The sequence below is a fragment of the Sphaerisporangium viridialbum genome (genome assembly GCF_049674955.1).
Classification (GTDB): Bacteria; Actinomycetota; Actinomycetes; order Streptosporangiales; family Streptosporangiaceae; genus Sphaerisporangium; species Sphaerisporangium viridialbum.
Window position 1 is genome coordinate 7,822,097 of the sequence record NZ_CP187232.1, and the last position, 22,934, is coordinate 7,845,030.

Consider the following 22,934-nt stretch of genomic DNA (forward strand, 5'->3'; position numbering starts at 1 on the left):
TCAGATCGTGTCCACCAGGTCGCGCCACCGCCGGACCAGCTGGGTGTCCACAGGGTCGGACCACGACGCCCGTACGGCGCTGCCGACGTGGAAGGCCCGCACGCCGTAGTCGAGTAACGGGGGCACGAGATGCGGCTTGAGCCCGCCTCCGGCGAGGATCAGGGGCGCGTCGCCCGCCTCGGCCCGCGACCGCAGCACCGGCAGCCCCGCCGCGATGCCGGACACCTCGCCCGAGGTGAGCACGGTGGCGAGGTTCGGCAGCAGCCGTACGGCCCGCCAGCCGGCCTGGACGTCGGCGGCGTTGTCCACGGCGCGGTGGAAGGTCCAGGGCAGGGGGGTGACGGCGTGGATGAGCGCCTCGGTGGCCGCCAGGTCGACGGCGCCCTGCTCGTCGAGGAATCCGAAGACGAACCCGGCCGCGCCGGCGTCCGCCAGGGTGCGGGCGTCCCGCTCCAGACCTGCGAGCTCCTCGGGTGTCGCGGTGAATCCCCCGTTGGAGCGGAGCATCACCATTTGGGGCAGCGCGGACTGCTTGGCGATCGCCGCGACGGTCTCCGGAGCGGGGGTCAGCCCGCCGACGGACATGTCGGCCACGATCTCCAGGCGGTCCGCGCCGCCCTCCTCTGCGGCCACGGCGTCGCGCACGTCCAGCGCGATCACCTCGAGCAGCGATCCGGTCATGGGTCCTGAGGTTATCGGACCCACCTGTCCCGAGTTGGACCGCTACCACCCACAGGCCCTCACCTGTCCGGGGTTGGACGGCTAGTTCATGATCTCTCCCGGCAGGCGAGGGCGTAGTTATGACCTGACATCACCTGGAATGCGCATGCGAGGGCTTCCGCCTGCGCGCACGCGGAAGCGCGGGAGAGGCCAGGTCGGCGGCCCTCTGGAACAGCGCGCCCGAAGCCCGGTGCGGGAGGTCGACCGTGCGGACATGCCGGAATCCGAGCTTCTGGTAGTAGCCCTGGAGCCCCAGGTTGTCCTTGGAGCAGTCGAGCCGCAGCCACCGGCGCCCGGCCGCCGCCACGCGCAACGCCGCCCAGTCGAGCAGGGTCTCGCCGAGGCCCTGCCCCGAGTAGCCCCGCCCGACGGCCAGCTTGTGGACGTACAGGCCGGTCTCCGGGTGGTCGCCGCGCCGCCAGAACTCGGGGTCGGCGTGGTCGTCCAGCGCGAGGGTCGCCGCCGGGGCGGAAAGCGTTTCCCCCGCCAGGGTCCCGCGGTCGTCCTCGTCGTCCAGCACCCACAGGGTGCCCTCGGCGATCAGCGGCTCGATACGGGCGGCGGGGAAACCCGCGACCGGCCACTGCCGGATGCCCCGGCCGTGGAGCCAGCCCGCCGTCTCGGCCAGCAGCGCGAGGACGCCGGGCAGATCGTCGGGGGTGGCGTTGCGGAGGGTGAGGGAAGCTCCGAGGTGGAGGGTGTCGGAGTACATGGATCATCCTTTCGTCGCCTTCGGTGACGCCCTGAACACGTAGCGTGCTCGACGGGGGGCGCACGGCTTTATCAGTGAAGGCCGGTGCGCGCGGCGATGGCCGCAGGGCCGGCGGGCGTGGTCGGCCGCGATGGCGGCCCCGGCCCGCGCCGAAGGCGGGACGTCGCGATCGCGCCGCCACCGCGGCGGCGCGCGCGAGGTCAGCTCAGTTCGAGCTCGTACCTGATCAGATGCTTGTCGGCGGGCAGGACCGACACGGCGACTCGGACCGGGGTGTCCTCACGGTCATAACCAACTCGGACATATACGACAACAGGGGTACCAGGTTCGAGTTGCAGACGGGAGGATTCCTCAGGAGTCGGCATTCGTGCGGATATGTCATCCACAACCCGGACCTGCCGGTGACCGAGCTCCTCCAGCACGCGGTTGGCTCCGCGCGTGATGTCCGACGGACGGGCGATCTCGGAGTCGCTGACGAGCGCGTGCGGGAAGTAGGAGTCGTTGGTGTTGTACGGCTGGTCGTCCACGTAGCGCAGGCGGCGCCGCACCACGGCGACCGAGTGCTCGTCGAGCTCCAGCCTGGCCGCGATCTCCTCGGGAGGCTCCACGATGGAGACCTCGATCTCCTGCCCCGGCTTGCGGCCCTCCTTGGTGACGGCCTCGGCGAAGGCTTCCCTGCGCAGCACCCCTGGCGAGGCGCCCAGCTCGTCCTGGGGGCGCATGAGCAGCGCCCTGCGGTCACGGACGAAGCTGCCGCGGCGGCGCATCCGGGTGATCAGGCCTTCGTTCTCCAGCTCGGCCAGAGCGAGCCGTACCGTGTTTCGGCTGACCTCATGGCTGTCCATGAGGTCCATCTCCGTCGGCAGCTGGGCGCCGGGCCCGAGCTCGCCGGAATAGATGGCCCTGCGCAGCTCGCCGGCCACCTGCTGGTACAGCGTCGACCGTGCCAAATCTCACCTACGGTTGCGTCCTTTTGTACCTACGAATCTAGACGATCTCGATCTGACAGCAAACAACCCCTTGACCCAAGCGTCTCCACACCGCATTATCCAAACGTTGGTACAAATCCATCAAAGGGTCGGCGAGGGAGTGAGGGCCTGTGCTGGCGGTAAGAGCGGGCACGCCGTATCTGCCTTGGCACGATCCCCGCGAGGCGACGCGTCTACTGCGCTACGCGCTGCATCGGGAGGGGTTCACCCACACGTACCAGAGCAGCGGAAAAGGGATGTCCGTGCTCTCGGTGACGACGGAGCTGACGGTCTGGTGCAGGAAGGGCTCGTTCGTCTGGAACGAGGACGGCCTCACCGTCACCCACCCCGCGGCCGATCCGGTCGGCGCGGCTCAGCTGCTCAAACGCCATCTCAGAAGGCCGGGCGACGAAGCGCCACAGGACTGGGACGACCAGTCCGGCGACCGGCCTCCCACAGACTCCGTGCGATGAACGACGGCCAGGACCCCAACCCTCGCCGGGGTCCTGGAAGTCGCGCCGGGGCGGAACGTGTCCTGGCGGGTCCCCCACGCCCGCCAGGACACGCTTCCGTTACCACGCCGTCCACGGCCGTTACGCGGGCTGCCAGTTGATCAGCGAGAGCCGCTCGTCCACGTAGGTGTAGGACGCCCGCACGAGCTGGTCCGCCACCGGCTCCGCGTGGTGGTGCCAGCCGCCGACCATCACGCAGCCCGGGGCGTCGGCGAGACGCACCATGACCACCGTGTACGGGGTCGGCACGTCGGGCAGGAACGGCTGGTGGTTGACTATCCAGCTCAGGACGCGCCCGGTGGGGCTCACCTGGCGCCAGCTCCACTCACGGCCGCGGCAGCGGGGGCAGTACGCGCGGGCCGGGAAGCGCAGGGTGCCACAGCCCTCGCAGGCCTGGATCACGAACTCGCGCCCGGCGACGCGCTCCCACCACTCGGCGGAGTCCCGGTCGGGCACCGGCTTGATCATGTCAGCCCCTCCGCAGGATCAGCGCGGAGGTCGCGGGCAGGATGTAGCCGGGCTGGGCGGTGGACAGCGCCACCTCCGCGCCCGGCGCCTGGCGGTCGCCCGCGTCGCCCCTGAGCTGCGAGACGGCCTCCGCGATGTGGTTCATCCCGTGGACGTAGCCCTCCGACAGGAATCCGCCGTGGGTGTTCACCGGGAGGGAGCCGTCGAGCGCCGTCGCCCCGGAGGCCACGAACGGCCCGCCCTCCCCCTTGGCGCAGAAGCCGTAGTCCTCCAGCTGGACGATCACCGAGTAGGTGAAGCAGTCGTACAGCTCGGCCACGTCGATGTCCTCGGGGCCCGCGCCCGCCATCCGGTACAGGCGGGGCGCCAGCTCGGCGGCGCTGGTGACGGTCGGGTCGGCGGGGGTGTCGCCGGCGGACAGGAAGGAGTCGCCGCCTCCCCAGGCCGCGGCCGAGATCAGCACCGGCGGGCGGCGCAGGTCCCTGGCGCGCTCGGCCGTGGTGACGACGACGGCGCACGCCCCGTCGGTCTCCAGGCAGCAGTCCAGCAGGCGGAACGGCTCGGCGATCCATCGGGCGGCGAGGTAGTCGTCCATGGTGATGGGCGTGCGCATCAGGGCGCGCGGGTTCTTGGCCGCGTTCGCCCGCTGCGTGACCGCCAACTGCCCGAAATGCTCAGCCTTAGTGCCATATTTCAGCATGTGGGCGCGGGCGTACATCGCGTACTGCTGCGGTGGGGCGGTGTACCCGTAGGGCACCTGGTACTGCGCCTCAGGGCCGGCCGGCGCCGCCCGGCCCGTACCGCCCATGCGGAACTCCGAGCGGGCGTTGATGGCCCGGTAGCAGACCACGGTCCGCGCGACGCCCGCCGCGACGGCGAGGGCCGCCTGGCCGACCACGCTGTGGGAGACGCTGCCCCCGCCGAACTGATCGAGGTACCACGCCGGCGCGTCGATGCCGAGCGCCGGTCCGACGAGCGACGGGGCGGCGGAGTCGCCGACGCGGTGGGTGGCGATGCCGTCCACGTCGCCGGCGGTGAGCCCCGCGTCGTCCAGCGCGGCGAGGACGGCCTCGCAGGCCAGCGTCAGCGTGCTGACCCAGGAGTTCTTGGAGAACGCGGTGTATCCCACCCCCGCCAGGGCGGTGCGGTCGCGCAGCCCGCTCATCCCACCGGCTCCCGGAAGGCGCTCCCGGCCCGCTCGTCACCGCCCGGCTTCACCGGGGGCCGGGCCGTTGTGAGCACGCCACCTCCCGGGTGTCCGTAGTTGAGCAAGCGCTTGTACGGCTTCGAGGCTAGGTGCGTCACGCCGGGGATGTCAACGATCTCCCGCGCGAGACGGCCTTGACTTCAACCGCGGTTGAGGTTGCACTCTGATCACGCCACCGCCCCACGGCGGACCGGGGGACACAAGGTCGAGGAGGCCGACTGACATGCGGAAAGACCTGGCCGGCTTGACATCGCGACATCCCCTCTCCTATCGTCCAAGCAAGCGCTTGGTAAAGTAAGGGATACGATGGAGGAGACCGTCCCCCTCACGTCCTCCCCGTCGAGCACTTCCTGGGAGAGCCAGGCGCCACCCAAGGAGGCGAGCACGACGATGAGCACCCACGCGGCCCGGCTGGTCGTGCCGCACGGCGCGGCCCACGGGCACCCCTCCACGGTGCGCGACGGCACGCCCGCTCCCCCGCCTCCCCTCCCGCCCCTCCCTCCCGTACGTCCCGGCTCCCCGTCCGGCGCGGCGCCCGGCGCCAACGGGCGGCCCACCCCGGCCGCGCCCGCCTCGCCGCCGAACGGGCGACCCGCCGGCGGGCCCGGCGGGCAGCACTTCAGGAACGTGCTCGGCAGGTTCGCCACCGGCGTGGTCGCGATCACCGCGCTCGACCCGGTGACCGGTGAGCCGTGCGGCCTGGCGGCCAACTCCTTCACCTCGGTGTCGCTCGACCCTCCGCTGGTGGCCTTCTGCGTCGCGCACACCAGCACGAGCTGGCCGAGGCTCAGGTCCGCGGGGCGGCTCTGCGTGAACGTCCTCGCCGAGCACCACGAGCCGGTCAGCAGGCAGCTCGCCGCCAGGGGCGGGGACAAGTTCGCCGGCCTCACCTGGACCTCCTCCCCAGGCGGGAGCCCCGTCCTCGACGGCGCGCTGGCCTGGATCGACTGCTCGGTCGAGGCGGAGCACCTCGCGGGGGACCACCTGATCGTCGTGGCCCGCGTCCACGACCTGGACGCCTACGCCGACCGCGGGCCCCTGGTCTTCTTCCGCGGCGGCTACGGCCGGTTCGACGCATGAGCGACGGCTTCCGGCAGGAGGTCCGTACCTGGCTGGAGGAGAACCTGACCGGCGAGTTCGCCGGCGCCCGGGGGCTCGGCGGGCCCGGCCGGGAGCACGAGGGTCACGAGCTGCGCATGGCCTGGGAGCGCCACCTCGGCGCCGCCCGGTGGACCTGCCTCGGCTGGCCGAAGGAGTACGGGGGCCGGGACGCGCCCCTCGACCAGCAGGTGATCTTCCACGAGGAGTACGCCAGGGCGGACGCCCCCGCCCGGGTGGGACACATCGGCGAGGGCCTGATCGGGCCGACCATCCTGCGGTTCGGCACCGAGGAGCAGAAGCGCAGGTTCCTGCCGCGCATCCGGTCGGGCGAGGAGCTGTGGTGCCAGGGCTACTCCGAGCCGGACGCCGGCTCCGACCTGGCGGGCGTGCGGACCCGCGCCACCCTTGAGGGCGGCGAGTGGGTCGTCACCGGGCAGAAGGTGTGGACGTCGCTCGCGCACCTGGCCGGCTGGTGCTTCGTCCTGGCGCGGACCGAGCCGGGCTCCCTGCGGCACCGCGGCCTGTCGTACCTGCTGGTGCCCATGGACCGGCCGGGCGTCGAGGTACGTCCCATCGTGCAGATGACGGGCACGAGCGAGTTCAACGAGGTGTTCTTCGACGGCGCCCGCACGGACGCCGCGAACATCCTGGGCGCGCCCGGGGAGGGCTGGCGGGTCGCCATGGCGACGCTCGGGTTCGAGCGCGGCGCCTCGACGCTCGGTCAGCAGATCGGCTTCAGGCGCGAGCTGGAGGCGGTGATCGAGACCGCCCAGCGCACCGGGGCGTCGGAGGACCCGGTGCTGCGCGACCGGCTCGTGCGGTCGTGGCTGGAGCTGGAGATCATGCGGTTCAACGCCCTGCGCACGATGACGTCCCTGTCGGCGGGCGAGCCGGGGCCCGAGGTCTCGATCGCCAAGCTCTACTGGTCGGAGTGGCACCGCAGGCTGGGCGAGCTGGCGCAGGCCGTGCAGGGGCGGGAAGGCCTGGTGGCGAGCGGTGGGCCGTACGAACTCAACGACCTGCAGCGGCTCTACCTCTTCAGCCGCGCCGACACCATCTATGCCGGTTCGAGCGAGATCCAGCGCGACATCATCGCCGAACGTACCCTCGGCCTGCCGAAGGACCGCTGACCCGAGCAGGCGCCATCCCGACAGGAGCTCGCCATGACCCCCGCCTACCCACGCGCGCACGGCCTGCTGGACGGGAAGGTCACGCTGGTGACGGCCGCCGCCGGGGCGGGCATCGGGTACGCCACGGCCAGGCGCTGCGCGGAGGAGGGCGCCACGATCGTCATCTCCGACCGGCACGAGCGCAGGCTCGCCGAGGCCGCCGCGTCGCTCACCGGGCCGAACGGCGTGAAACCCCTCGCCGTGCCGTGCGACGTCACCTCGGAGGCGCAGGTCCTCGCGCTGTTCGACGCGGTCATGGACACGCACGGGCGCATCGACGTCGTGGTCAACAACGCCGGCCTCGGCGGCACGGCCGACCTCGTGGACATGACCGACGAGCAGTGGGACACGGTCATCGACGTCACGCTCAACGGCACGATGCGCTGCACCCGTGCCGCGCTCAGGCACATGATCCCGCAGGGCCGCGGCGTGATCGTCAACAACGCCTCGGTGATCGGGTGGCGGGCGCAGAAGGGCCAGTCGCACTACGCCGCGGCCAAGGCCGGGGTGATGGCCCTCACCCGGTGCGCGGCGCTGGAGGCGGCCGGGCACGGCATACGGGTCAACGCCGTGGCGCCGTCGCTGGCCACGCATCCGTTCCTCGCCAAGGTGACCAGTGACGAGCTGCTCGCCGAGCTGGCGGCCAAGGAGGCGTTCGGGAGGCCGGCCGAGCCGTGGGAGGTCGCCAACGTCATCGTCTTCCTGGCCGGCGACTACTCGTCCTACATGACCGGCGAGGTGGTCTCGGTCTCCAGCCAGCACCCCTGACGCCGGCACGCCCGCGAACCGACCGGTCGGTATGGACGGCGCGGGCGCCGTACGGCATCATCGGGTGGCATGACTCTGTTCTCGGTCGAAGGCAAGACGGTCGTCGTCACGGGCGGCTCGCGGGGCATCGGGAAGATGATCGCCTCGGGCTTCGTGGCGGCCGGGGCCAGGGTGTACATCTCCTCGCGCAAGGCCGCCGAGGTGGAGAAGACCGCCGCCGAGCTGGGCTGCGTGGCCGTGCCCGCCGACCTTTCGACCCCCGAGGGCATCGAGACGCTGGTGTCGGCCGTGACCGCGCGCGAGCACCGGCTGGACGTCCTGGTGAACAACGCGGGAGCCACCTGGGGCGCGCCGCTGGAGGAGTACCCCGAGCACGCCTTCGACAAGCTGTGGGGCATCAACGTCAAAGGGGTCTTCTACCTCACCCAGCGGTTCCTGCCGCTGCTACGCGCGGCGGCCTCCGCCGACGACCCGGCGCGGGTGATCAACATCGGGTCCGTCGACGGCCTCCGGGTGCCCATCGTGGAGAACTACGCGTACTCGGCCGCCAAGGCCGGCGTCCACATGCTGACCCGGCACCTCGCCCACACCCTGGCCTCCGAGTTCATCACGGTCAACGCGATCGCCCCCGGCCCCTTCGAGTCCAAGATGATGGCCTACGCGCTGGACGACCCCCAGATGCGCGCCACGATCGAGACCCACGTCCCGCTCGGCCGCATCGGGCGGCCCGACGACATGGCGGGCGCGGCCATCTTCCTGTCGTCCCGCGCGGGGGCGTACCTCACCGGAGCCGTCATCCCCGTCGACGGCGGCATCTCCACAACCTGACCCGCTCCCGACCCCACCTACGCGGCCCGAACCACCAACATCGACGGTCGTCCTCCCGTAGCGGCGCCCACGTGGAGGCCGCCCGTGCCCCGATTTCCCGGGCGTCGCGGGCCACGCCCGTGAGAAGCTGTCGCCTGAAGTAATCGCCACGACACGGAAGGTGACGTCCCCCCTTGTCCGCACTGCGTGTAGAGACATACAGTCGTCACATGGCGACGGTAGAGATACCAGATGTGCCCGAAGCCATCGTGAGCGCCCTTGAGGCCCAGGCCTTGGCGGAGGGTCTCACCCTGAGCGCTTACCTGCGCGCCGAGCTCGAACGCCTCGCCACGCGGCCCAGCAACGTGGAAATCTTCCAGCGCATTGCTCAACGCGACCGCAGCGGTGGCCCGACCACCGACGAGATCGTCGAACAAATCAGACGCGTTCGCGACGCGTCGTGATCGTGATCGAGTCCTCCGCGATGGTGGACGTCCTCGTAGCCGATCCCGTCAACCCCGAACTCGTGGCGGCGGTCTCAGGCCAGCCGCTACACGCCCCAGCTCTTCTGGATTTCGAGGTCGCCAGCGCTCTCCGAGGTCGGATACTGGGCCGCAAGCTTGAACATTCCCGCCTTGATACCGCAATCGCGGACTTCCAGGGTGTTGATGTCAGGCGTCACCGCATGACCAGATTTCTCCCGCAGATCCTCGATCTCCGAGATAACTTCACCACGTACGACGCCGCGTACGTCGTTCTGGCAAAGGTTCTCAACGCGCCACTGATCACTACGGACGCGAAGATGAAGGTGGCCGAGAAGGCCGGCGTGGAAGTGCGCATCTTGCGTAGCGGCGACATGTGACATGGCTTGGGCTCGCGCCCCGTCGACGGTGCGCGAGCCTTGCCATGTTCAGAGGAGGTCGCGGAGGGCGGTGGTGAAGCGGTCGGGGGCGCCGGGGGCGTAGGCCAGGTAGAAGTAGGGCTCGGTGAGTTCCAGTTCGATCAGTGCGGGGGTGCCGTCGGGGAGGCGCACGAGGTCAACCCGGGCGTACAGCAGTTTCTCGGGGATCGTCTCCAGCACCCGTTCGGCGAGTTCGAGCTGGTCGGGGGCGGGGTCGCGGAGGTCAGCTCCGATGTGGTTGGCGCGGGGGGCGTCGGTCCCGTTGGCCAGCATGGCGTTGCGGCGTACGGCGTGGCTGAACGTGCCGCCGAAGAAGATGAGTGAGGTCTCGCCCTCGCTCTCCACCATGTCGAGGTACGGCTGCACCAGCGCGACCTTGCCGCCCGCGACGATCCGCCCGGCGTGCGTCCTGGCCTCGGCGGCGTCGGCCGTGCGGATGGTGTCACGCGCCCCGGCCGAGACGGCCGGCTTGACGACGTAGTCGTCCCACCCGGGAAAGCCGGCCTCGTCGTCCCACGCGCGGAGGCCGGCATGGCCGTCCGGCTCGGGAAGGCCGGCCTCGTCGTTCGCGGTCACCCAGTGGGTCGGCACGATGGGGATCCCGAGCCGCTGGAAGTCCCGCAGGTAGGTCTTGTCGGTGTTGCGCTCCAGCACCGCGGCGGGGTTCAGCAGGCGCGTCGCGGTCTCCGCCCGGTACGCCCAGTCCACGAACTCCTGGCGGCGGTCGATGTAGTTCCAGGTCGAGCGGACCACGGCGGCGTCGTAGGCGGCCCAGTCGGCGGCCGGGTCGTCCCAGCGCACCGCCGTGCCTTCGATGCCCGCCCGGCTCCAGGCGGCGAGCAGCACCTCCCGGTCGTCGTCCGGACCGTCATAGGTGACATACGCGATCTTCACGGCACTCCATTCCATTCTCGACAAGTCAGCACCGTGAGCATCGTACGGACATGTCGGATGGAGAACAGCCGCCCCCTTCGCGCGGGTCGGCCATTATGCCGGGCGCCCGGATCCGCAAGCTGCTGACCAGTCAGTCCCAAGTTCTCCCCAAACGGGGTGGTGGACCGTATCCGTACACACCCATGAGGATTCGGGGCCACGCACGCGCGATAGGACGCCCGATCGGACCACAATATGAGGAGAAATCATGACTTCGCAGGACAATGGGCTCGGCGCAAGCGACCACGGCGCGCAGGCCGCCGGTCTCCGCCGCGTGGTGCGCGGCCGGGTGTCCGTACCCGGGGACGAGGGGTTCGACGACGCGCGGCGGGCCTGGAACCTCACGGTCGACCAGCGGGTCAGCGCCGTCGTGGAGGTCGAGGACGCGGCCGACGCCGCCGAGGTGGTCCGCTACGCCAGGCGGCACGGTTTCGGCGTCGCCGTCCAGCCCAGCGGCCACGGGGCCTCGGACGGCCTCGACGGGGAGATCCTGGTCCGTACGGGACGGATGGGCGGCGTGCGGGTGTGGCCGGAGCGGAGGCTGGCCCGGGTGGAGGCGGGCGCATCCTGGGGCGAGGTGCTCGCGGAGGCCGGCAAGCACGGGCTCACGGGCCTCGCCGGCAGCTCGCCCGTGGTCAGCGTCACGGGGTACACCCTCGGCGGCGGCCTGAGCTGGTTCGGCAGGCGGCACGGGCTCGCGGCCAACAGCGTGCGCGCGATCGACGTGGTCGACGCCGAGGGCGCGGCGAAGCGGGTCACCGCCGAGTCCGACGCCGAGCTGTTCTGGGCCCTGCGGGGTGGCGGCGGCGACTTCGCCCTGGTCACCGCCATGGAGTTCGACCTGTTCCCGGCACCCAAGCTGTACGGCGGCCGTATCATCTGGCCCGCCGACCGTGCCGCCGACGTCCTCGCCGCCTTCCGCGACATCACCGCGGAGGCGCCCGAGGAGCTGAGCGTGTGGTACGCGGTCATGCAGTTCCCGCCCTTCCCCGAGCTGCCCGAGCCGCTGCGCGGCCTGTCGGCGGTCGTGGTCGACGTCACGTTCCTGGGCGAGAGCGCCGAGGGTCGCGGGCTGCTGGATCGGTTCGACCGCGTTCCCGGGGTCATCGCCGACACGCGGGGGGAGGTCGCGGTGCGCGACCTGGGCGGCATCTGCGCGGAGCCGACGCTTCCCTCTCCCTCGATGATGCGCGCCGAGCTTCTCGGCAGGTTGGACGCCGCCGCCGCCTCGGCGTTCCTCTCGGCCTCGGCGCCGGGAAGCGGCGCGCCGCTGGCGTCGGTGCAGATCCGTCACCTCGGCGGCGCGCTGTCGCGGCTCGCGCCGGACGCCGGGGCCTGCGGGAACATCCGCGAGCCGTACCTGGTGGGGGCGCTCGGGATCACGCCGACGCCCGAGGCCGCGCAGGCCGTCAGGGCCCGGCAGGACGAGCTGCGCCTGGCCCTGGCCCTGCACACCACCGGCACCAAGCCCTTCAACTTCCTCGCGCACGAGGAGAGCGCCGTCTCGGCGTTCCCGGGTGACGTGCTGGCGAGGCTGCGCGACGCCAAGCGCCACCACGACCCGCTCGGGGTGTTCCGCGGCAACCACCCTATGCCGGCCTGAGGAGCGCCCGATTTGTCCCGAGGGTTCTTGGAAAGGACTCACAGCGGGTAAGAAGGTCATGACTGGGGGAAGTCATGAAAAGGATCACGACAGTCGTCGTGCTCGCCACGATGACGATGTTCGGTACGGTCGCGGCCGGGGGGCCGCCGAGCCACGAAGAGAAGAAGTCCGTCAGCAAGGATCAATACCGCATTCTCATCCGTCAGTGCCGATACGCCGACACCACCAAGGAGCAGGAGGAATGCCGCGCGCGGGTCGAGGAGAAGTACGAGGTGGGCCCGCGCCCAGCCACCGACCTGGACTGCCGGACCTACTCCGGCGTGACCGTGTGCGGCGTGCTGAAGCTCAATGACCGCGAGCAGCAGTGCGTAAGAGAGTCCGTCGACAGCGGCCTGTCCTACCGCCGGGCCGAAGTGGAGTGCTACGCCTTCTACTGACGACCGGCGACCCGGTCAGCTCGCTCGTCCCGAACATACGCCCGTCGACAGGAGCCCCAATGCTCACCTGGGGCTCCCACCTTGCCACCGTCACCGTGGCCTGGTGCCGGAGTGGCCTCACAGTCCCTCGTAGAAACCGAACTCCAGGTACACCTCTCGCTGAATCTTCCCGTACGCGGGCTCGTGCGAGGGGTAGAAACGCTTACCGCATTCCAGGTCATCGAGGGCTGCCCTGATCTCTCTGGCGAGATACGGCCTGGCCTGGTCCGGCGTCAGGTCAGGCGCGTAGACCGCGTCCTTCGGCATGTCCTCCGGCCGCAGGGCGTCGGGCGCCTTCTCGCCGAGGCTGTTCTCCTCGGCGTGGAAGACGTTGTGCCCGCGCTGGGCCAGCGCGGAGGGCTCGGTGGAGTCCACGGCATAGCCTTTCCCCCTGAGGCAGTTCCCCATTTTCGCACCGAGCCGGACGAGCCGCGGATCGCCGTCGATTTCGAGGCTCACGCGCCGCTCGATCAGGGCGTTCGCCTGTTCGGCCTGATCGAAGAACGAGTCCACGTCCTTACCGGTGATCTCCTTGATCGCCCGCCGATAACAAGCGTCATCAGCGGCCCTGTACGCCTCGCGCTGGGTCCGTGAAAGCGCCCCCTGGATCGACAGGTTGGGGTCCAGGGGAGCGTCCGTTTTGACGGTGGGGTTCCCGAACTCCTTTGGGTAGGCGTAAAGGCTGAAGACCCCGAATCCATATTTTTCGCGAAATCTCCGCATCGCCAGGTAGTCGCCGGATTCCCGGGCCCGCACCTCTTCGCTGTCCCTGCGGATCGGATTGATGTACGAGGAGACGAAGGCGACGAACTTGAAACCTTTCTCCTTCATGCAGTCGGCGCGTATCTCCTCTCGCAGCAGGACCCGATCCCGCTGCCCGGCCGCCCGGGTCTGGGCCCGCGTCTCGGGAGGGACACCGCAGGCGGCGAGCACGGCCAGCAGGGCGAGCGAGAGGACGGCCGGCCTGACATGGGCGATCACAGCAGCGCGTGCCGCCGCGCGTGGATGGGCACGGCCGCCGCCACGAGGGTGAGCAGCACGATGATGCCCAGATGGGAAAGCTCCTGCCGGCCGTAGAAGGACAGGTTCTCGGAGAACATCACCACGGCCGGCAGCAGGCCGATCCCCGCCGCGACGCCCCAGCGTGGATCGGCCGCGGCATGACCGGCCCAGACCGCCAGCGCGAGAAGCGCCACCTCCAGGCCGATGCCGGCCAGGTCCCGCAACGAGCCGGCCGTGACGGTGAGCCAGGCCGGGTCGGTGACCGCGAGCGAGGGCGCCGCCAGCCACCAGCGCCAGGTTCGCCTCCGCAACGGCGCGGCGCGTACGGCCAGCACCGAGAGGCCGAGGAAGACCAGCGCGTACGCGGCCACAGGGGCGACCGGGCCTCCACCGGAGTAGAGCGCGGGCGCATGCCAGATGGGGTCGGAGAAGATGGGCAGCAGGGTCTGGTCCAGCCAGGGGTAGCCCAGCACGATGGCGCACATCTTGCTCGCGATCAGCACCACCAGGGGCAGCGCCGGGCGTACCCGGCCCCGCAGCACCAAGAACACCGTGATCGCGGAGAGTGCCACCCACCACGGGATGGAGGTCGCGTACGGCAGCAGCACCGCCAGATTGGCGACCGACAGAACCGTAACCCCCAGGTGAAGCCCGTCGGCCCAGGCCGGCCCCTCCGCGACGTCCAGGGCCCGCACCCGCAGCCCGCCGACGATCAGGGCGACCGCTTCGCGCCACGACGGCGACGTCCGGCCGGGTGCGGCGGCGTCCAGCAACGTGGCGACGAGCTCCTCACCGTTGCCGGAGCGGTAGCCACGGGGGTAGGCCAGCAGGAGCCACCGGTAACGCCGCTCCAGGGCGCTGACGCCAGCGTCCATGGCCAAACGTGGCCGCTGGCGAACGCTCACGTGAAGGCCGGCCCTTGACGGAGCACGCGACTGGTCACCACCGACGCGGCCCTCTGCATCCGCTGCGCCTCGGCGGACACCAGGCCGCTGCCCTGCTCGGTGAGCCGGAAGTAGCGTCTGGGTCGCCCGTCGACGATCTCCTCGCGCTCCACCACGATCAGCCCGTTGCCCGCCAGCCGGTCGAGCGCGCCGTAAAGGGTGCCCACGGGCAGCTTGATGCGGTTGTCAGACAGCCCCAGGACGTGCTTGATGATCCCGTGCCCGTGGAGCGGGCCGTCGAGGAGCGCGGCGAGGATGAAATAGGTTGGCTCGCTGACCGAAGATGATCCCGTGGCCATGGCCGTGACCATACTTCGGTCTGTGAAGTATGGTCAAGCTAGAGCGCCTTCTCCAGTGCGGCGATCGTGGCGTCGTCCAGCATCTCGCCGTGCCCGCCCGCGTAGTAGCGTTCCACCATCTCGAACACCACCACCTCACTCTCGGCGACCTGTGTGGCGACCTGCTCGGGGCCGGCCTTGGCGGGAGCGTCGCTGCGCAGCACGGTCAGGTCCGCGAAGTACGGCGCGATCCATGAGACCGACTCGCGGGTGAACGAGTCACCGATCAGCAGGGTCCTCGGCTGGAACAACGGCGCCCGGGAGGAGGCGTTGGTGACGCGGTACGACACGGGCGCCCCCCGGTCGTCCCGCCGGACCAGGCGCACCCCGTCCCGGACCAGCTTCCACCGGTCGGCGGTCTCCGAGCGGGGCGTGCCCAGCAGCCGGCCCAGGTCTCCCTCCCGCAGGTCCCGCCCGGCCGCGACCAGGCGGGTGTCCCGCGTCAGATCGGGCTTGAGCGCCCTGGCCAGCTCCATGCCGTACAGGGCGGCGGAGCGCTCGTTCCAGTGACTGTCGGTACGCCAGTAGACGGGCTTGCCGGACTCCCGTTGCAATCGCTCCAGAGGTGCGCGCAGGTCGACGTACCCGGGTAGGCGGGCGGCGTTCAACGCGGCCCAGAACTCCTGCTTGCGCCTGGTCAGGCAGCGCTCGCCGAGAAAACTCTCCGGCAGCTTGTCCGGGTAGATGGTGGTCTTGTCTGGTGCCACGGTGAACACGAACCTCCTGCCGGACTTCCGCACGATCTCGGCCAGGCGGCGCAGCCGGCCGAGGATGCCGGCCACCGGCCTGACCGGCCGGCAGGCCTCCGCCACGTCGTCCCCGAAGTAGAGCCAGCCGTCGCGCCCCTCGATGATCCGGGGGTAGGCCGGCCTCTTGCCGGTGTTGGAGGACGGCGGCTGGCCGAACACCCTCTCGGACAACATGGTCCGGCCCCGCACGGCGTACTGCCGCAGAGGCAGGTGATCCACCGCCCAGGCCTCGAAATCGGGGACGAACTCGCCGGTTCCCTGCAGCGCCGGAAAGTCCCGCAGCTTCCGGTTCTCGATCTCGGCGGCCCGGTCCCCGGCGGCGAACGCCAGCGCGGGGCCGAAGAAGAACACCACGGCCGCCAGCGGTGCCGCCAGCCGCCAGGGCCCGCGCCTTCGGGACGTTCGCCCCGCGACCTCCGGTTCGATGTCGATGACGGTCATCGGCGCCCCGATCAGAACTGGTAGTAGAGGAAAGGGCTGAAGGTGCCGGCGGCGACCAGCAGCGCGGCGTACGGCGCGGCCACCCACGTGACCGTGGCCCGTGCCGCCGCGGGCGCCCACCCCCGGCCGTTCTGGATCAGGGGGCCGAGCCCGCCAGAGCCCGGCAGCAGCACGACGACGCCAGCCAGCACGAGGATCAGCGTCCGCTGGCGGTCGAGCGCGAAGAGCACGAACTCGTCCAGCTCGCCCCATGGCCCGGTGAACATCGCCCCCAGCATGCCGAGCGCCTCGGCCATGGTCCCCGCCCGGAAGAACACCCAGCCGATGACGACCAGCAGGAAGGTGAGGCCGCGACGCAGGAGGAGAGCGAGGACCGTCCCGGGCTGCCGGTCCCCGCCGAGCAGGCGTTCGATGACAAGGAGGCAACCGTGATAGAGGCCCCAGACGAGGAACGTCCAGTTGGCACCGTGCCAGAATCCGCAGAGCACGAAGATGATCAACAGGTTGCGGTAGGTGTTCAGGGCACCGTGGCGGTTCCCCCCGAGGGGGATGTAGACGTAGTCACGGAACCAGCGCGACAGGGATATGTGCCAGCGCCTCCAGAAGTCGGTCACGGAGTACGCCGAATACGGCCGGTCGAAGTTCTCCGGGAGGCGGAAGCCGAACATCATGCCGAGGCCGACGGCCATGTCCGAGTAACCGGAGAAGTCGAAGTAGATCTGGAGGGTGTAGGCCATGGCGCCCACCCAGGCGGTCGCCATGCCGATATCGCCACCGGCCTGCGCGAACGCCGCGTCGGCGACCGGTGCGATCGTGTCCGCGACGATGACCTTCTTGGCCAGGCCCAGAGCGAAGCGGGGAAAGCCCGAGGTGAAGTCGCGCAGCCGGTCGCGGCCGGTGTCCGCGAGCTGTTCGGAGATCTCGCGGTAGCGGACGATGGGCCCGGCGACGAGCTGGGGGAACATGGCGATGTAGGTGACGAACTGGACCAGGCTCTTCTGCGCGGGCCTGCTGTGCCGGTAGACGTCCACCACGTAGGACAGGTGGTGGAACGTGAAGAACGAGATGCCGATCGGCAGGGCGAGGCTCAAGATCGGGGTGTGGCCGAGCCCGAGCGCGCTCGACAGGGCGTCGATCTGCTGGGCGGCGAACCCCGCGTACTTCCAGACGACCAGGATCCCGAGGTCCCACGTGACGGCCGCCAGCAACACCGCCCTGCGCGCCCCCGGCCGCTCCCGCAGTCGCGAGGAGTCCACGGCGATCCCCGCCGTGTAGTTGACGACGATCGCGGAGAGCAGCAGCGCGGTGTACGCCCCGGCTCCCCAGGTGTAGAAGACCAGGCTGGCCACGGCGACCAGCCCGTTGCGCCAGCGCCGCGGCGACAGCCAGTAGGCGGCCAGCGTGACCGGCATGAAGAACCAGAGGAACAGCGGTGAGACGAACGACATCGGCTTACCGCCAATGAGCCCTCGTCACCTTGAGCGGCCTCGCCGCGAGGATGGTCGCTGTGGCGCGAGCTTCCGACATGAGGCACCCCGTCCGGCATTCGAGCATGTTGGCCGCAAGCACGCCCGGCCGGCACCGGTGTTTCAGGGACGGCTCAGAGCGGAGACCGTCTCGTGCAGGCGTCAGGGCGGCGACGCCGACCATACATCGCCTCACGAAGTATGGTCAAGATCTCCTCAAGCCGGCCGGGGGCCCGGCGGGAGTCATCCCTGTGCCGTGCCGTACACCGAGTCGGGGGCCGGGGCGTCGGCGATGAGCTTGCCGACGGCCTCGCCGATCTCGTGCACCTCCCACCGGGCGCCCTTGTCCACGCCCGGACCGTGGTTCCAGCCGGTGGCGATGGAGATCATGCCGCCCTCCACCTCGAACACCCTCCCGGTCACCTCGGCCGACTCGGACGAACCGAGCCAGACCACAAGAGGGGCCACGTTGCCGGGATGCATGACGTCGAAGCCCGAGTCGGGGCGTGCCATCATCCCGGCGAAGACCTCCTCGGTCATGCGCGTGCGCGCGGCCGGGGCGATCGCGTTGACGGTCACGCCGTAGCGGCCGAGCTCGGCGGCGGCCGTGTGGGTGAGCGCGACTATCCCGGCCTTGGCCGCGGCGTAGTTGCCCTGCCCGACGCTGCCGAGCAGCCCGGCGCCCGAGGAGGTGTTGACGACCCGGGCGTCCACGGGCTCGCCCGCCTTCGCCCGCTCCCGCCAGTACGCGGCCGCGTGCCGCAGCGGCAGGAAGTGCCCCTTCAGATGGACCCGGATGACGTCGTCCCACTCCTCCTCGGTCATCGAGACGATCATGCGGTCGCGGACGAACCCCGCGTTGTTGACCAGCACGTCGAGCCCGCCGAAGGCGCTGAGCGCGGTCTTCACCAGCCGCCCCGCGCCGTCCCAGTCGGCGATGTCGTCGCAGTTGGCGACCGCCTGGCCGCCGAGGTCCCTGATCTCCTCGACGACGGCCTGCGCCGGGCCGCCTGAGCGGCCCGCGCCCTGAGGACCGGTACCCAGGTCGTTCACGACGACCTTCGCGCCCTGCCGGGCGAACTCCAGTGCGTGCTCCCGTCCGATGCCCCGCCCGGCTCCGGTCACCACGACGACGCGCCCCGCACAGATACCGCTCATTCACCATTCCTTTTCCGCAATGATCACTAAAGTTTCCCGCTAAAACGGCATATATGTCCAGATCAGGAAAGTTGTCGCCAAGCCGGTATCTCGCCGCCGCCGTGCACGTGGACCCGCGCGCCCGTCACGAAGCCCGGAGAGCCGAGCCACAGGCAGGCCTCCGCGACGTCCTGCGGCCTCGCCATGCGCCCGGCGGGCACGGTCGCGGCCACCTGGTCGAAGGACCCGCCGTAGTGGCCCGCGGCGTTCTCGGTCTCAGCGAGGCCGACCACCACCGTGTTGACCCGTACGGCCGGCGCCCACTCCGCCGCCAGGCATCCGGCCAGGTGGTGGAGCCCGGCCTTGGCCGCGCCGTACGCGGAGGTGCCGGGCGACGGACGGTCCCCGCTCACGCTCCCGATCATCACGATCGAGCCGGCGGACGCCGAGAGCAGCGGGTACGCGCGCTGCGACACCAGCAGCGGGGCCGTCAGGTTGAGTTCGATGATCTTGGCGTGCAGGCGCGGGGACGTGCCGGCGAGCGGCGCGCCCGGTGAGCCGCCCGCGTTGTTGACGACCAGGTCGAGCCGCCCGTACTCCCGCTCGATCTCGCCGAGCAGGCCGTCGACGTCGCCGGGGTCCCGGACGTCCGCCGCGAGGTACCGTGCCTGGCGGAACGGCCCCGTACCCCCGCGCAGCAGGCCCTCCGGCTCCCGCGGCATCCGCTCGGGCGGCTTGCGGGCGCAGACGACCACCTCGGCGCCGGCTCCGAGGAAGGCCGAGGCGATGCCCGCCCCGATGCCTCTGCTGCCTCCGGTCACCAGCACCACCCTGCCGGTGTAGTCGTAGCTCACCATCCGCACCACCGCCCCTGACCTGACCGTCGTGCTACGGTACCAAGCAAGCGTTAGGTGCCCAAGGGTCGGTGAGGCGCGATGGGAATCACAGTGAACGGCGGCCCGGTCGCGGAGGTCGTGGTCGACGTGCCCCCGGTCAACGCGCTGCCCGTCCAGGGCTGGTTCGACCTGGCGGACGCCGTGCTCGCCGCGGGACGCGATCCGGCCACCAGGGTCGTCGTGCTCCGCGCGGAGGGCAAGGGCTTCAACGCCGGGGTGGACATCAAGGAGATGGAGCGCACCTCCGGGTATGAGGCCCTGGTCGGCGCCAACCGCGGCTGCTACGCGGCCTTCGCCGCCGTCTACGAGTGCGAGGTCCCGGTGCTGGCCGCCGTACACGGCTTCTGCCTGGGCGGCGGCATCGGCCTCGCCGGCAACGCCGACATCGTGGTGGCCAGCGAGGACGCCTACTTCGGGCTGCCCGAGGTGGACAGAGGAGCGCTCGGAGCGGCCACCCACCTGGCGAGGCTGGTACCTCAGCACCTCATGCGGGCCATGGTGTACACCTGCCGGAACGTCACGGCCGCCGAGCTCCACCGGCACGGTTCGGTGCTGGAGGTGGTGCCGAGGGACGAGCTGAGGCACGCGGCGTTCGAGGTCGCCGGCCAGATCGCGGGCAAGGACCCGTACGTCATCCGCCGGGCCAAGGAGTCGCTCAACGGCATCGACCCCGTCGACGTGAAGCGCGCCTACCGGTTCGAGCAGGGCTTCACGTTCGAGCTCAATCTGATGGGCGCGGGCGACCGCCACCGCGCCGCCTTCGCCGACCGCACCCGGGAGGACCTCGGATGAGGGACAAGACGATGTCGATCGAGGAGATCATCGGGTCTCTGGAGAGCGGCATGACGATCGGCATCGGCGGCTGGGGGTCCCGGCGCAAGCCGATGGCCCTGGTCCGCGCGATCTGCCGCTCGGCGCTCCGCGACCTCACCGTGGTCTCGTACGGCGGGGCCGACGTGGGGCTGCTGTGCGCGTACGGCAAGGCGCGCAGGGTCGTGGCGCCGTTCGTCACCCTCGACTCGATCCCCCTGGAGCCGCACTTCCGCGTCGCGCGCCAGACGGGCGCCGTGGAGTTCACCGAGTACGACGAGGGCATGTTCATGTTCGGCCTGCTCGCGGCGGCCCACCGGCTGCCGTTCCTGCCGACCCGCGCGGGCCTCGGCTCGGACGTCATGCGCGTCAACCCGGGCCTGCGTACGATCCGCTCGCCCTACGAGGACGGCGAGGAGCTGGTCGCGGTGCCCGCTCTGACGATGGACGCGGCCCTGCTGCACCTGAACCGGGCGGACCGGCGGGGCAACGCCCAGTACCTCGGCCCCGACCCCTACTTCGACGACCTGTACGCCAAGGCGGCCGGCCGGTGCTACGTGAGCTGCGAGCGGCTGGTCGACACCGCCGACCTGCTGAAGGAGGGCCCGGTCCAGTCGCTGCTGATCAGCAGGTCGATGGTCACGGGCGTGGCGGAGATCCCGGGCGGCGCCCACTTCACGACGTGCGAGCCCGACTACGGGCGCGACGAGGCGTTCCAGAGGAGCTACGTCACCGCCGCCTCCGGCCAGGACACCTGGACGTCGTTCCGCGAGCGCTACCTGTCCGGCGACGAGGCCACGTACCAGGCCGCCGTACGACAGGCGCGCGAGGAGGCCCGATGACACCCGGGCCGACGCGGGCGGAGGTCTGCGTGGTGGCCTGCGCCGAGGCGTTCAGGGGTGACGGGGAGATCCTGGCCGCGGGCGTCGGCGGGGCGATCACGGTCCTCGCGGCCCGCCTCGCGCGGCTGACGTTCGAGCCCGACCTGATCACGCACGACGGGGTGTGCCTGCTCACCGGCGACGTCCCTCCCCTCGGTGCGGACCCTGAGGTGGTGGAGGGCTGGCTTCCGTTCCGCGACCATCTCTGGCTCGTCCTCCAGGGGCGCAGGCACGTCATGCTGGGGGCGAGCCAGATCGACCGGCACGGCAACACCAACATCTCGTGCATCGGCGACTGGGCCAGGCCGAGGTCGCAACTGCTCGGCGTCCGGGGCGCGCCGGGCAACACGGTGTGCGACCCGACCAGCTACTGGATCCCCCGCCACTCCCCCCGCGTCTTCGTGCCGCAGGTCGACATGGTCAGCGGCGTCGGGTACGACCGGGCGGCCGAGGCCGGGGCCTCGCGCCACCACGACCTGCGCCGCGTCGTGACGAACCTCGCGGTGCTGGACTTCGCCACCCGCGACCGCTCGATGCGGCTGGCCTCGGTCCATCCGGGCGTCACCGTGGAGCAGGTCGTCGCGAGCACGGGATTCGAGCTCGCCATGCCGGACGGCGGCGTGCCGGAGACCCGCACGCCCACCACCGAGGAGCTCGGCCTCCTCAGGGAGCGCCTCGACCCGGGATCCCTGCGCGACCGCGAGGTCCCCGGGTGATCCCCGCCGGATGGACGCCGCGCACCGCGTTCACCGAGCTGGTGGGGTGCCGGTATCCGATCGTGCAGACCGGGATGGGGTACGTCGCGGGCGCGCGGCTGGCGGCGGCGACGTCGAGCGCGGGGGGCCTCGGGATCATCGCGGCCGCCACCATGTCGGTGGAGCGGATGACCGCCGCCATCAGATCGGTCAAGGACCGCACCGGCGCGCCGTTCGGGGTCAACATCAGATCGGACGCGGACGACGCCCGCGAACGGGTCGAGGTGATGATCCGGGAAGGCGTGCGCGTGGCCTCCTTCGCGCTCGCTCCCCGGCGGGAGCTGATCGCCCGGCTCAAGGACGCGGGAGTCGTAACTATGCCTTCCGTGGGCGCCCGCCGCCACGCCGAGAAGGTCGCCGCCTGGGGGGTGGACGCCGTGATCGTGCAGGGCGGCGAGGGCGGCGGGCACACCGGGCCCGTCCCGACCACCCTGCTGCTCCCCCAGGTCGTCGACGCCGTGGATGTGCCGGTGGTCGCGGCCGGGGGGTTCTTCGACGGCCGGGGCCTGGTCGCGGCGCTGGCCTACGGCGCGGCCGGCGTCGCCATGGGAACGAGGTTCCTGCTCACCTCGGACTCGACCGTGGGTGAGGAGGTCAAGAAGCTCTACCTCGGGGCCTCGGACACGCTGGTGACCACCCGGGTGGACGGCGTGCCCCATCGGGTGCTGAGGACGCCGTTCGTGGAGTCGCTCGAAAGGGGCGGGCGGCTCAGGGGCCTGGCGCGGGCCGTGGCCAACGGCGCGCGGTTCAAGAAGATCTCGGGCCTGACCTGGCCCGAGATGATCCGTGAGGGCCGCCGCATGAGGCACGGGCGCGACCTCACCTGGGCCCAGGTGCTCCAGGCCGCCAACACCCCGATGCTGCTCAGGGCCGCGATGGTCGACGGCAGGGCCGACCTCGGTGTGATGGCCGCAGGGCAGGTCGTCAGCGTGATCGGCGACCTCCCCAGCTGCGAGGAGCTCATCGCCCGCATCATGGCCGAGGCCCACGACGCGCTGTCCGCGCTACCGGCAACGGACAACGACCACTAGCCCAAAGCCCCGCCCCCGCATCCCTCGGCTCCACACACCCTGGTACGTCAGCTCCCGCCCAGCACCGCGCACCCCTTGAGATCTCAACCGCGCACCCCTTGAGATCTCAGCCCCCGCCCGGCCCCGCGCACTCCTTGAG

26 protein-coding genes are annotated in these 22,934 nt (G+C 70.9%); 13 read left to right on the plus strand and 13 right to left on the minus strand.

The window, feature by feature from the left end; genetic code table 11:
- From ACOZ38_RS35180 to ACOZ38_RS35190, 3 genes are all read right to left on the minus strand, one after another.
- Positions 1-681, minus strand: a complete 681-nt coding sequence (locus ACOZ38_RS35180) for a copper homeostasis protein CutC (RefSeq protein ID WP_405140450.1) — start codon at positions 679-681, stop codon at positions 1-3.
- A gap of 130 nt (positions 682-811) precedes the next feature.
- Entirely contained in the window at positions 812-1,432 is a 621-nt protein-coding gene (locus ACOZ38_RS35185; RefSeq protein WP_424535339.1) for a GNAT family N-acetyltransferase, read from the minus strand.
- Positions 1,433-1,632: 200 nt separating this feature from the next.
- Positions 1,633-2,382 carry a GntR family transcriptional regulator gene (locus ACOZ38_RS35190; protein WP_363912184.1) on the minus strand — a complete coding sequence of 250 codons (750 nt, stop codon included), beginning with the start codon at positions 2,380-2,382 and terminating at the stop codon, positions 1,633-1,635.
- Between the two features lie 149 nt (positions 2,383-2,531).
- Between ACOZ38_RS35190 and ACOZ38_RS35195 the strand changes: the two genes are divergently transcribed.
- Positions 2,532-2,873 (plus strand): hypothetical protein, encoded by a 342-nt coding sequence (locus ACOZ38_RS35195; RefSeq protein WP_405140452.1) that lies wholly within the window; start codon positions 2,532-2,534, stop codon positions 2,871-2,873.
- Positions 2,874-2,993: 120 nt separating this feature from the next.
- Here the strand turns inward: ACOZ38_RS35195 and ACOZ38_RS35200 are convergent, their stop codons facing one another.
- Positions 2,994-3,380, minus strand: a complete 387-nt coding sequence (locus tag ACOZ38_RS35200; RefSeq protein ID WP_405140453.1) for a Zn-ribbon domain-containing OB-fold protein — start codon at positions 3,378-3,380, stop codon at positions 2,994-2,996.
- A 1-nt stretch (position 3,381) separates the two neighbouring features.
- Positions 3,382-4,545, minus strand: a complete 1,164-nt coding sequence (locus ACOZ38_RS35205) for a thiolase C-terminal domain-containing protein (RefSeq protein ID WP_424535340.1) — start codon at positions 4,543-4,545, stop codon at positions 3,382-3,384.
- A 669-nt stretch (positions 4,546-5,214) separates the two neighbouring features.
- On the opposite strand from ACOZ38_RS35205, the gene ACOZ38_RS35210 reads away from it, so the two are divergent.
- The 6 genes from ACOZ38_RS35210 to ACOZ38_RS35235 all read left to right on the plus strand — a co-directional run bounded on the left by ACOZ38_RS35210 (position 5,215) and on the right by ACOZ38_RS35235 (position 9,294).
- A complete protein-coding gene (locus ACOZ38_RS35210) occupies positions 5,215-5,667 on the plus strand; it encodes a flavin reductase family protein (protein WP_424537143.1) in 453 nt (150 codons plus the stop codon).
- Entirely contained in the window at positions 5,664-6,818 is a 1,155-nt protein-coding gene (locus ACOZ38_RS35215) for an acyl-CoA dehydrogenase family protein (protein ID WP_424535341.1), read from the plus strand. The genes ACOZ38_RS35210 and ACOZ38_RS35215 overlap by 4 nt, the downstream gene beginning before the upstream one ends.
- Before the next feature lie 33 nt (positions 6,819-6,851).
- Complete coding sequence (locus ACOZ38_RS35220; protein WP_424535342.1) at positions 6,852-7,625, plus strand: SDR family oxidoreductase; 774 nt, start codon at positions 6,852-6,854, stop codon at positions 7,623-7,625.
- Between the two features lie 69 nt (positions 7,626-7,694).
- Positions 7,695-8,453 carry an SDR family oxidoreductase gene (locus tag ACOZ38_RS35225; RefSeq protein ID WP_424535343.1) on the plus strand — a complete coding sequence of 253 codons (759 nt, stop codon included), beginning with the start codon at positions 7,695-7,697 and terminating at the stop codon, positions 8,451-8,453.
- A gap of 209 nt (positions 8,454-8,662) precedes the next feature.
- A complete protein-coding gene (locus ACOZ38_RS35230) occupies positions 8,663-8,896 on the plus strand; it encodes a hypothetical protein (protein WP_424535344.1) in 234 nt (77 codons plus the stop codon).
- Complete coding sequence (locus ACOZ38_RS35235; protein WP_424535345.1) at positions 8,893-9,294, plus strand: type II toxin-antitoxin system VapC family toxin; 402 nt, start codon at positions 8,893-8,895, stop codon at positions 9,292-9,294. Before ACOZ38_RS35230 ends, ACOZ38_RS35235 begins: the two co-directional genes overlap by 4 nt.
- 48 nt (positions 9,295-9,342) lie before the next feature.
- On the opposite strand, the gene ACOZ38_RS35240 is transcribed toward ACOZ38_RS35235, so the two are convergent.
- Positions 9,343-10,227, minus strand: coding sequence for an ATP-grasp domain-containing protein (locus ACOZ38_RS35240; RefSeq protein ID WP_424535346.1), 885 nt, complete (start codon positions 10,225-10,227; stop codon positions 9,343-9,345).
- Positions 10,228-10,474: 247 nt separating this feature from the next.
- Here ACOZ38_RS35240 and ACOZ38_RS35245 point away from each other — a divergent pair, with 247 nt between their 5' ends.
- Both ACOZ38_RS35245 and ACOZ38_RS35250 read left to right on the plus strand, forming a co-directional pair.
- A complete protein-coding gene (locus tag ACOZ38_RS35245) occupies positions 10,475-11,869 on the plus strand; it encodes an FAD-binding oxidoreductase (protein WP_424535347.1) in 1,395 nt (464 codons plus the stop codon).
- A 74-nt stretch (positions 11,870-11,943) separates the two neighbouring features.
- Positions 11,944-12,306, plus strand: coding sequence for a hypothetical protein (locus ACOZ38_RS35250; RefSeq protein ID WP_424535348.1), 363 nt, complete (start codon positions 11,944-11,946; stop codon positions 12,304-12,306).
- 117 nt (positions 12,307-12,423) lie between these two features.
- On the opposite strand, the gene ACOZ38_RS35255 is transcribed toward ACOZ38_RS35250, so the two are convergent.
- From ACOZ38_RS35255 to ACOZ38_RS35285, 7 genes are all read right to left on the minus strand, one after another.
- Complete coding sequence (locus ACOZ38_RS35255; protein WP_424535349.1) at positions 12,424-13,278, minus strand: hypothetical protein; 855 nt, start codon at positions 13,276-13,278, stop codon at positions 12,424-12,426.
- 44 nt (positions 13,279-13,322) lie between these two features.
- Entirely contained in the window at positions 13,323-14,222 is a 900-nt protein-coding gene (locus ACOZ38_RS35260; RefSeq protein WP_424535350.1) for a hypothetical protein, read from the minus strand.
- Positions 14,223-14,248: 26 nt separating this feature from the next.
- Positions 14,249-14,590 carry a PadR family transcriptional regulator gene (locus tag ACOZ38_RS35265; protein WP_424535351.1) on the minus strand — a complete coding sequence of 114 codons (342 nt, stop codon included), beginning with the start codon at positions 14,588-14,590 and terminating at the stop codon, positions 14,249-14,251.
- Positions 14,591-14,628: 38 nt separating this feature from the next.
- The gene (locus ACOZ38_RS35270; RefSeq protein WP_424535352.1) at positions 14,629-15,819 is read right to left on the minus strand and encodes an alginate O-acetyltransferase AlgX-related protein; all 1,191 of its coding nucleotides are present in this window, start codon (positions 15,817-15,819) and stop codon (positions 14,629-14,631) included.
- Between the two features lie 11 nt (positions 15,820-15,830).
- Positions 15,831-17,267, minus strand: coding sequence for an MBOAT family O-acyltransferase (locus tag ACOZ38_RS35275; RefSeq protein ID WP_424535353.1), 1,437 nt, complete (start codon positions 17,265-17,267; stop codon positions 15,831-15,833).
- A gap of 261 nt (positions 17,268-17,528) precedes the next feature.
- Positions 17,529-18,443 carry an SDR family oxidoreductase gene (locus ACOZ38_RS35280; RefSeq protein ID WP_424535354.1) on the minus strand — a complete coding sequence of 305 codons (915 nt, stop codon included), beginning with the start codon at positions 18,441-18,443 and terminating at the stop codon, positions 17,529-17,531.
- A gap of 62 nt (positions 18,444-18,505) precedes the next feature.
- Positions 18,506-19,279, minus strand: a complete 774-nt coding sequence (locus ACOZ38_RS35285) for an SDR family oxidoreductase (protein WP_424537144.1) — start codon at positions 19,277-19,279, stop codon at positions 18,506-18,508.
- A 78-nt stretch (positions 19,280-19,357) separates the two neighbouring features.
- On the opposite strand from ACOZ38_RS35285, the gene ACOZ38_RS35290 reads away from it, so the two are divergent.
- The 4 genes from ACOZ38_RS35290 to ACOZ38_RS35305 are packed head-to-tail and all read left to right on the plus strand — an operon-like array spanning position 19,358 to position 22,795.
- The gene (locus ACOZ38_RS35290; RefSeq protein WP_424535355.1) at positions 19,358-20,110 is read left to right on the plus strand and encodes an enoyl-CoA hydratase family protein; all 753 of its coding nucleotides are present in this window, start codon (positions 19,358-19,360) and stop codon (positions 20,108-20,110) included.
- Positions 20,107-20,970, plus strand: a complete 864-nt coding sequence (locus tag ACOZ38_RS35295) for a CoA transferase subunit A (RefSeq protein WP_424535356.1) — start codon at positions 20,107-20,109, stop codon at positions 20,968-20,970. Before ACOZ38_RS35290 ends, ACOZ38_RS35295 begins: the two co-directional genes overlap by 4 nt.
- Positions 20,967-21,725 (plus strand): CoA-transferase subunit beta, encoded by a 759-nt coding sequence (locus ACOZ38_RS35300; protein ID WP_424535357.1) that lies wholly within the window; start codon positions 20,967-20,969, stop codon positions 21,723-21,725. Before ACOZ38_RS35295 ends, ACOZ38_RS35300 begins: the two co-directional genes overlap by 4 nt.
- Positions 21,722-22,795, plus strand: coding sequence for an NAD(P)H-dependent flavin oxidoreductase (locus ACOZ38_RS35305; RefSeq protein WP_424535358.1), 1,074 nt, complete (start codon positions 21,722-21,724; stop codon positions 22,793-22,795). Before ACOZ38_RS35300 ends, ACOZ38_RS35305 begins: the two co-directional genes overlap by 4 nt.
- Positions 22,796-22,934 lie beyond the last annotated feature (139 nt).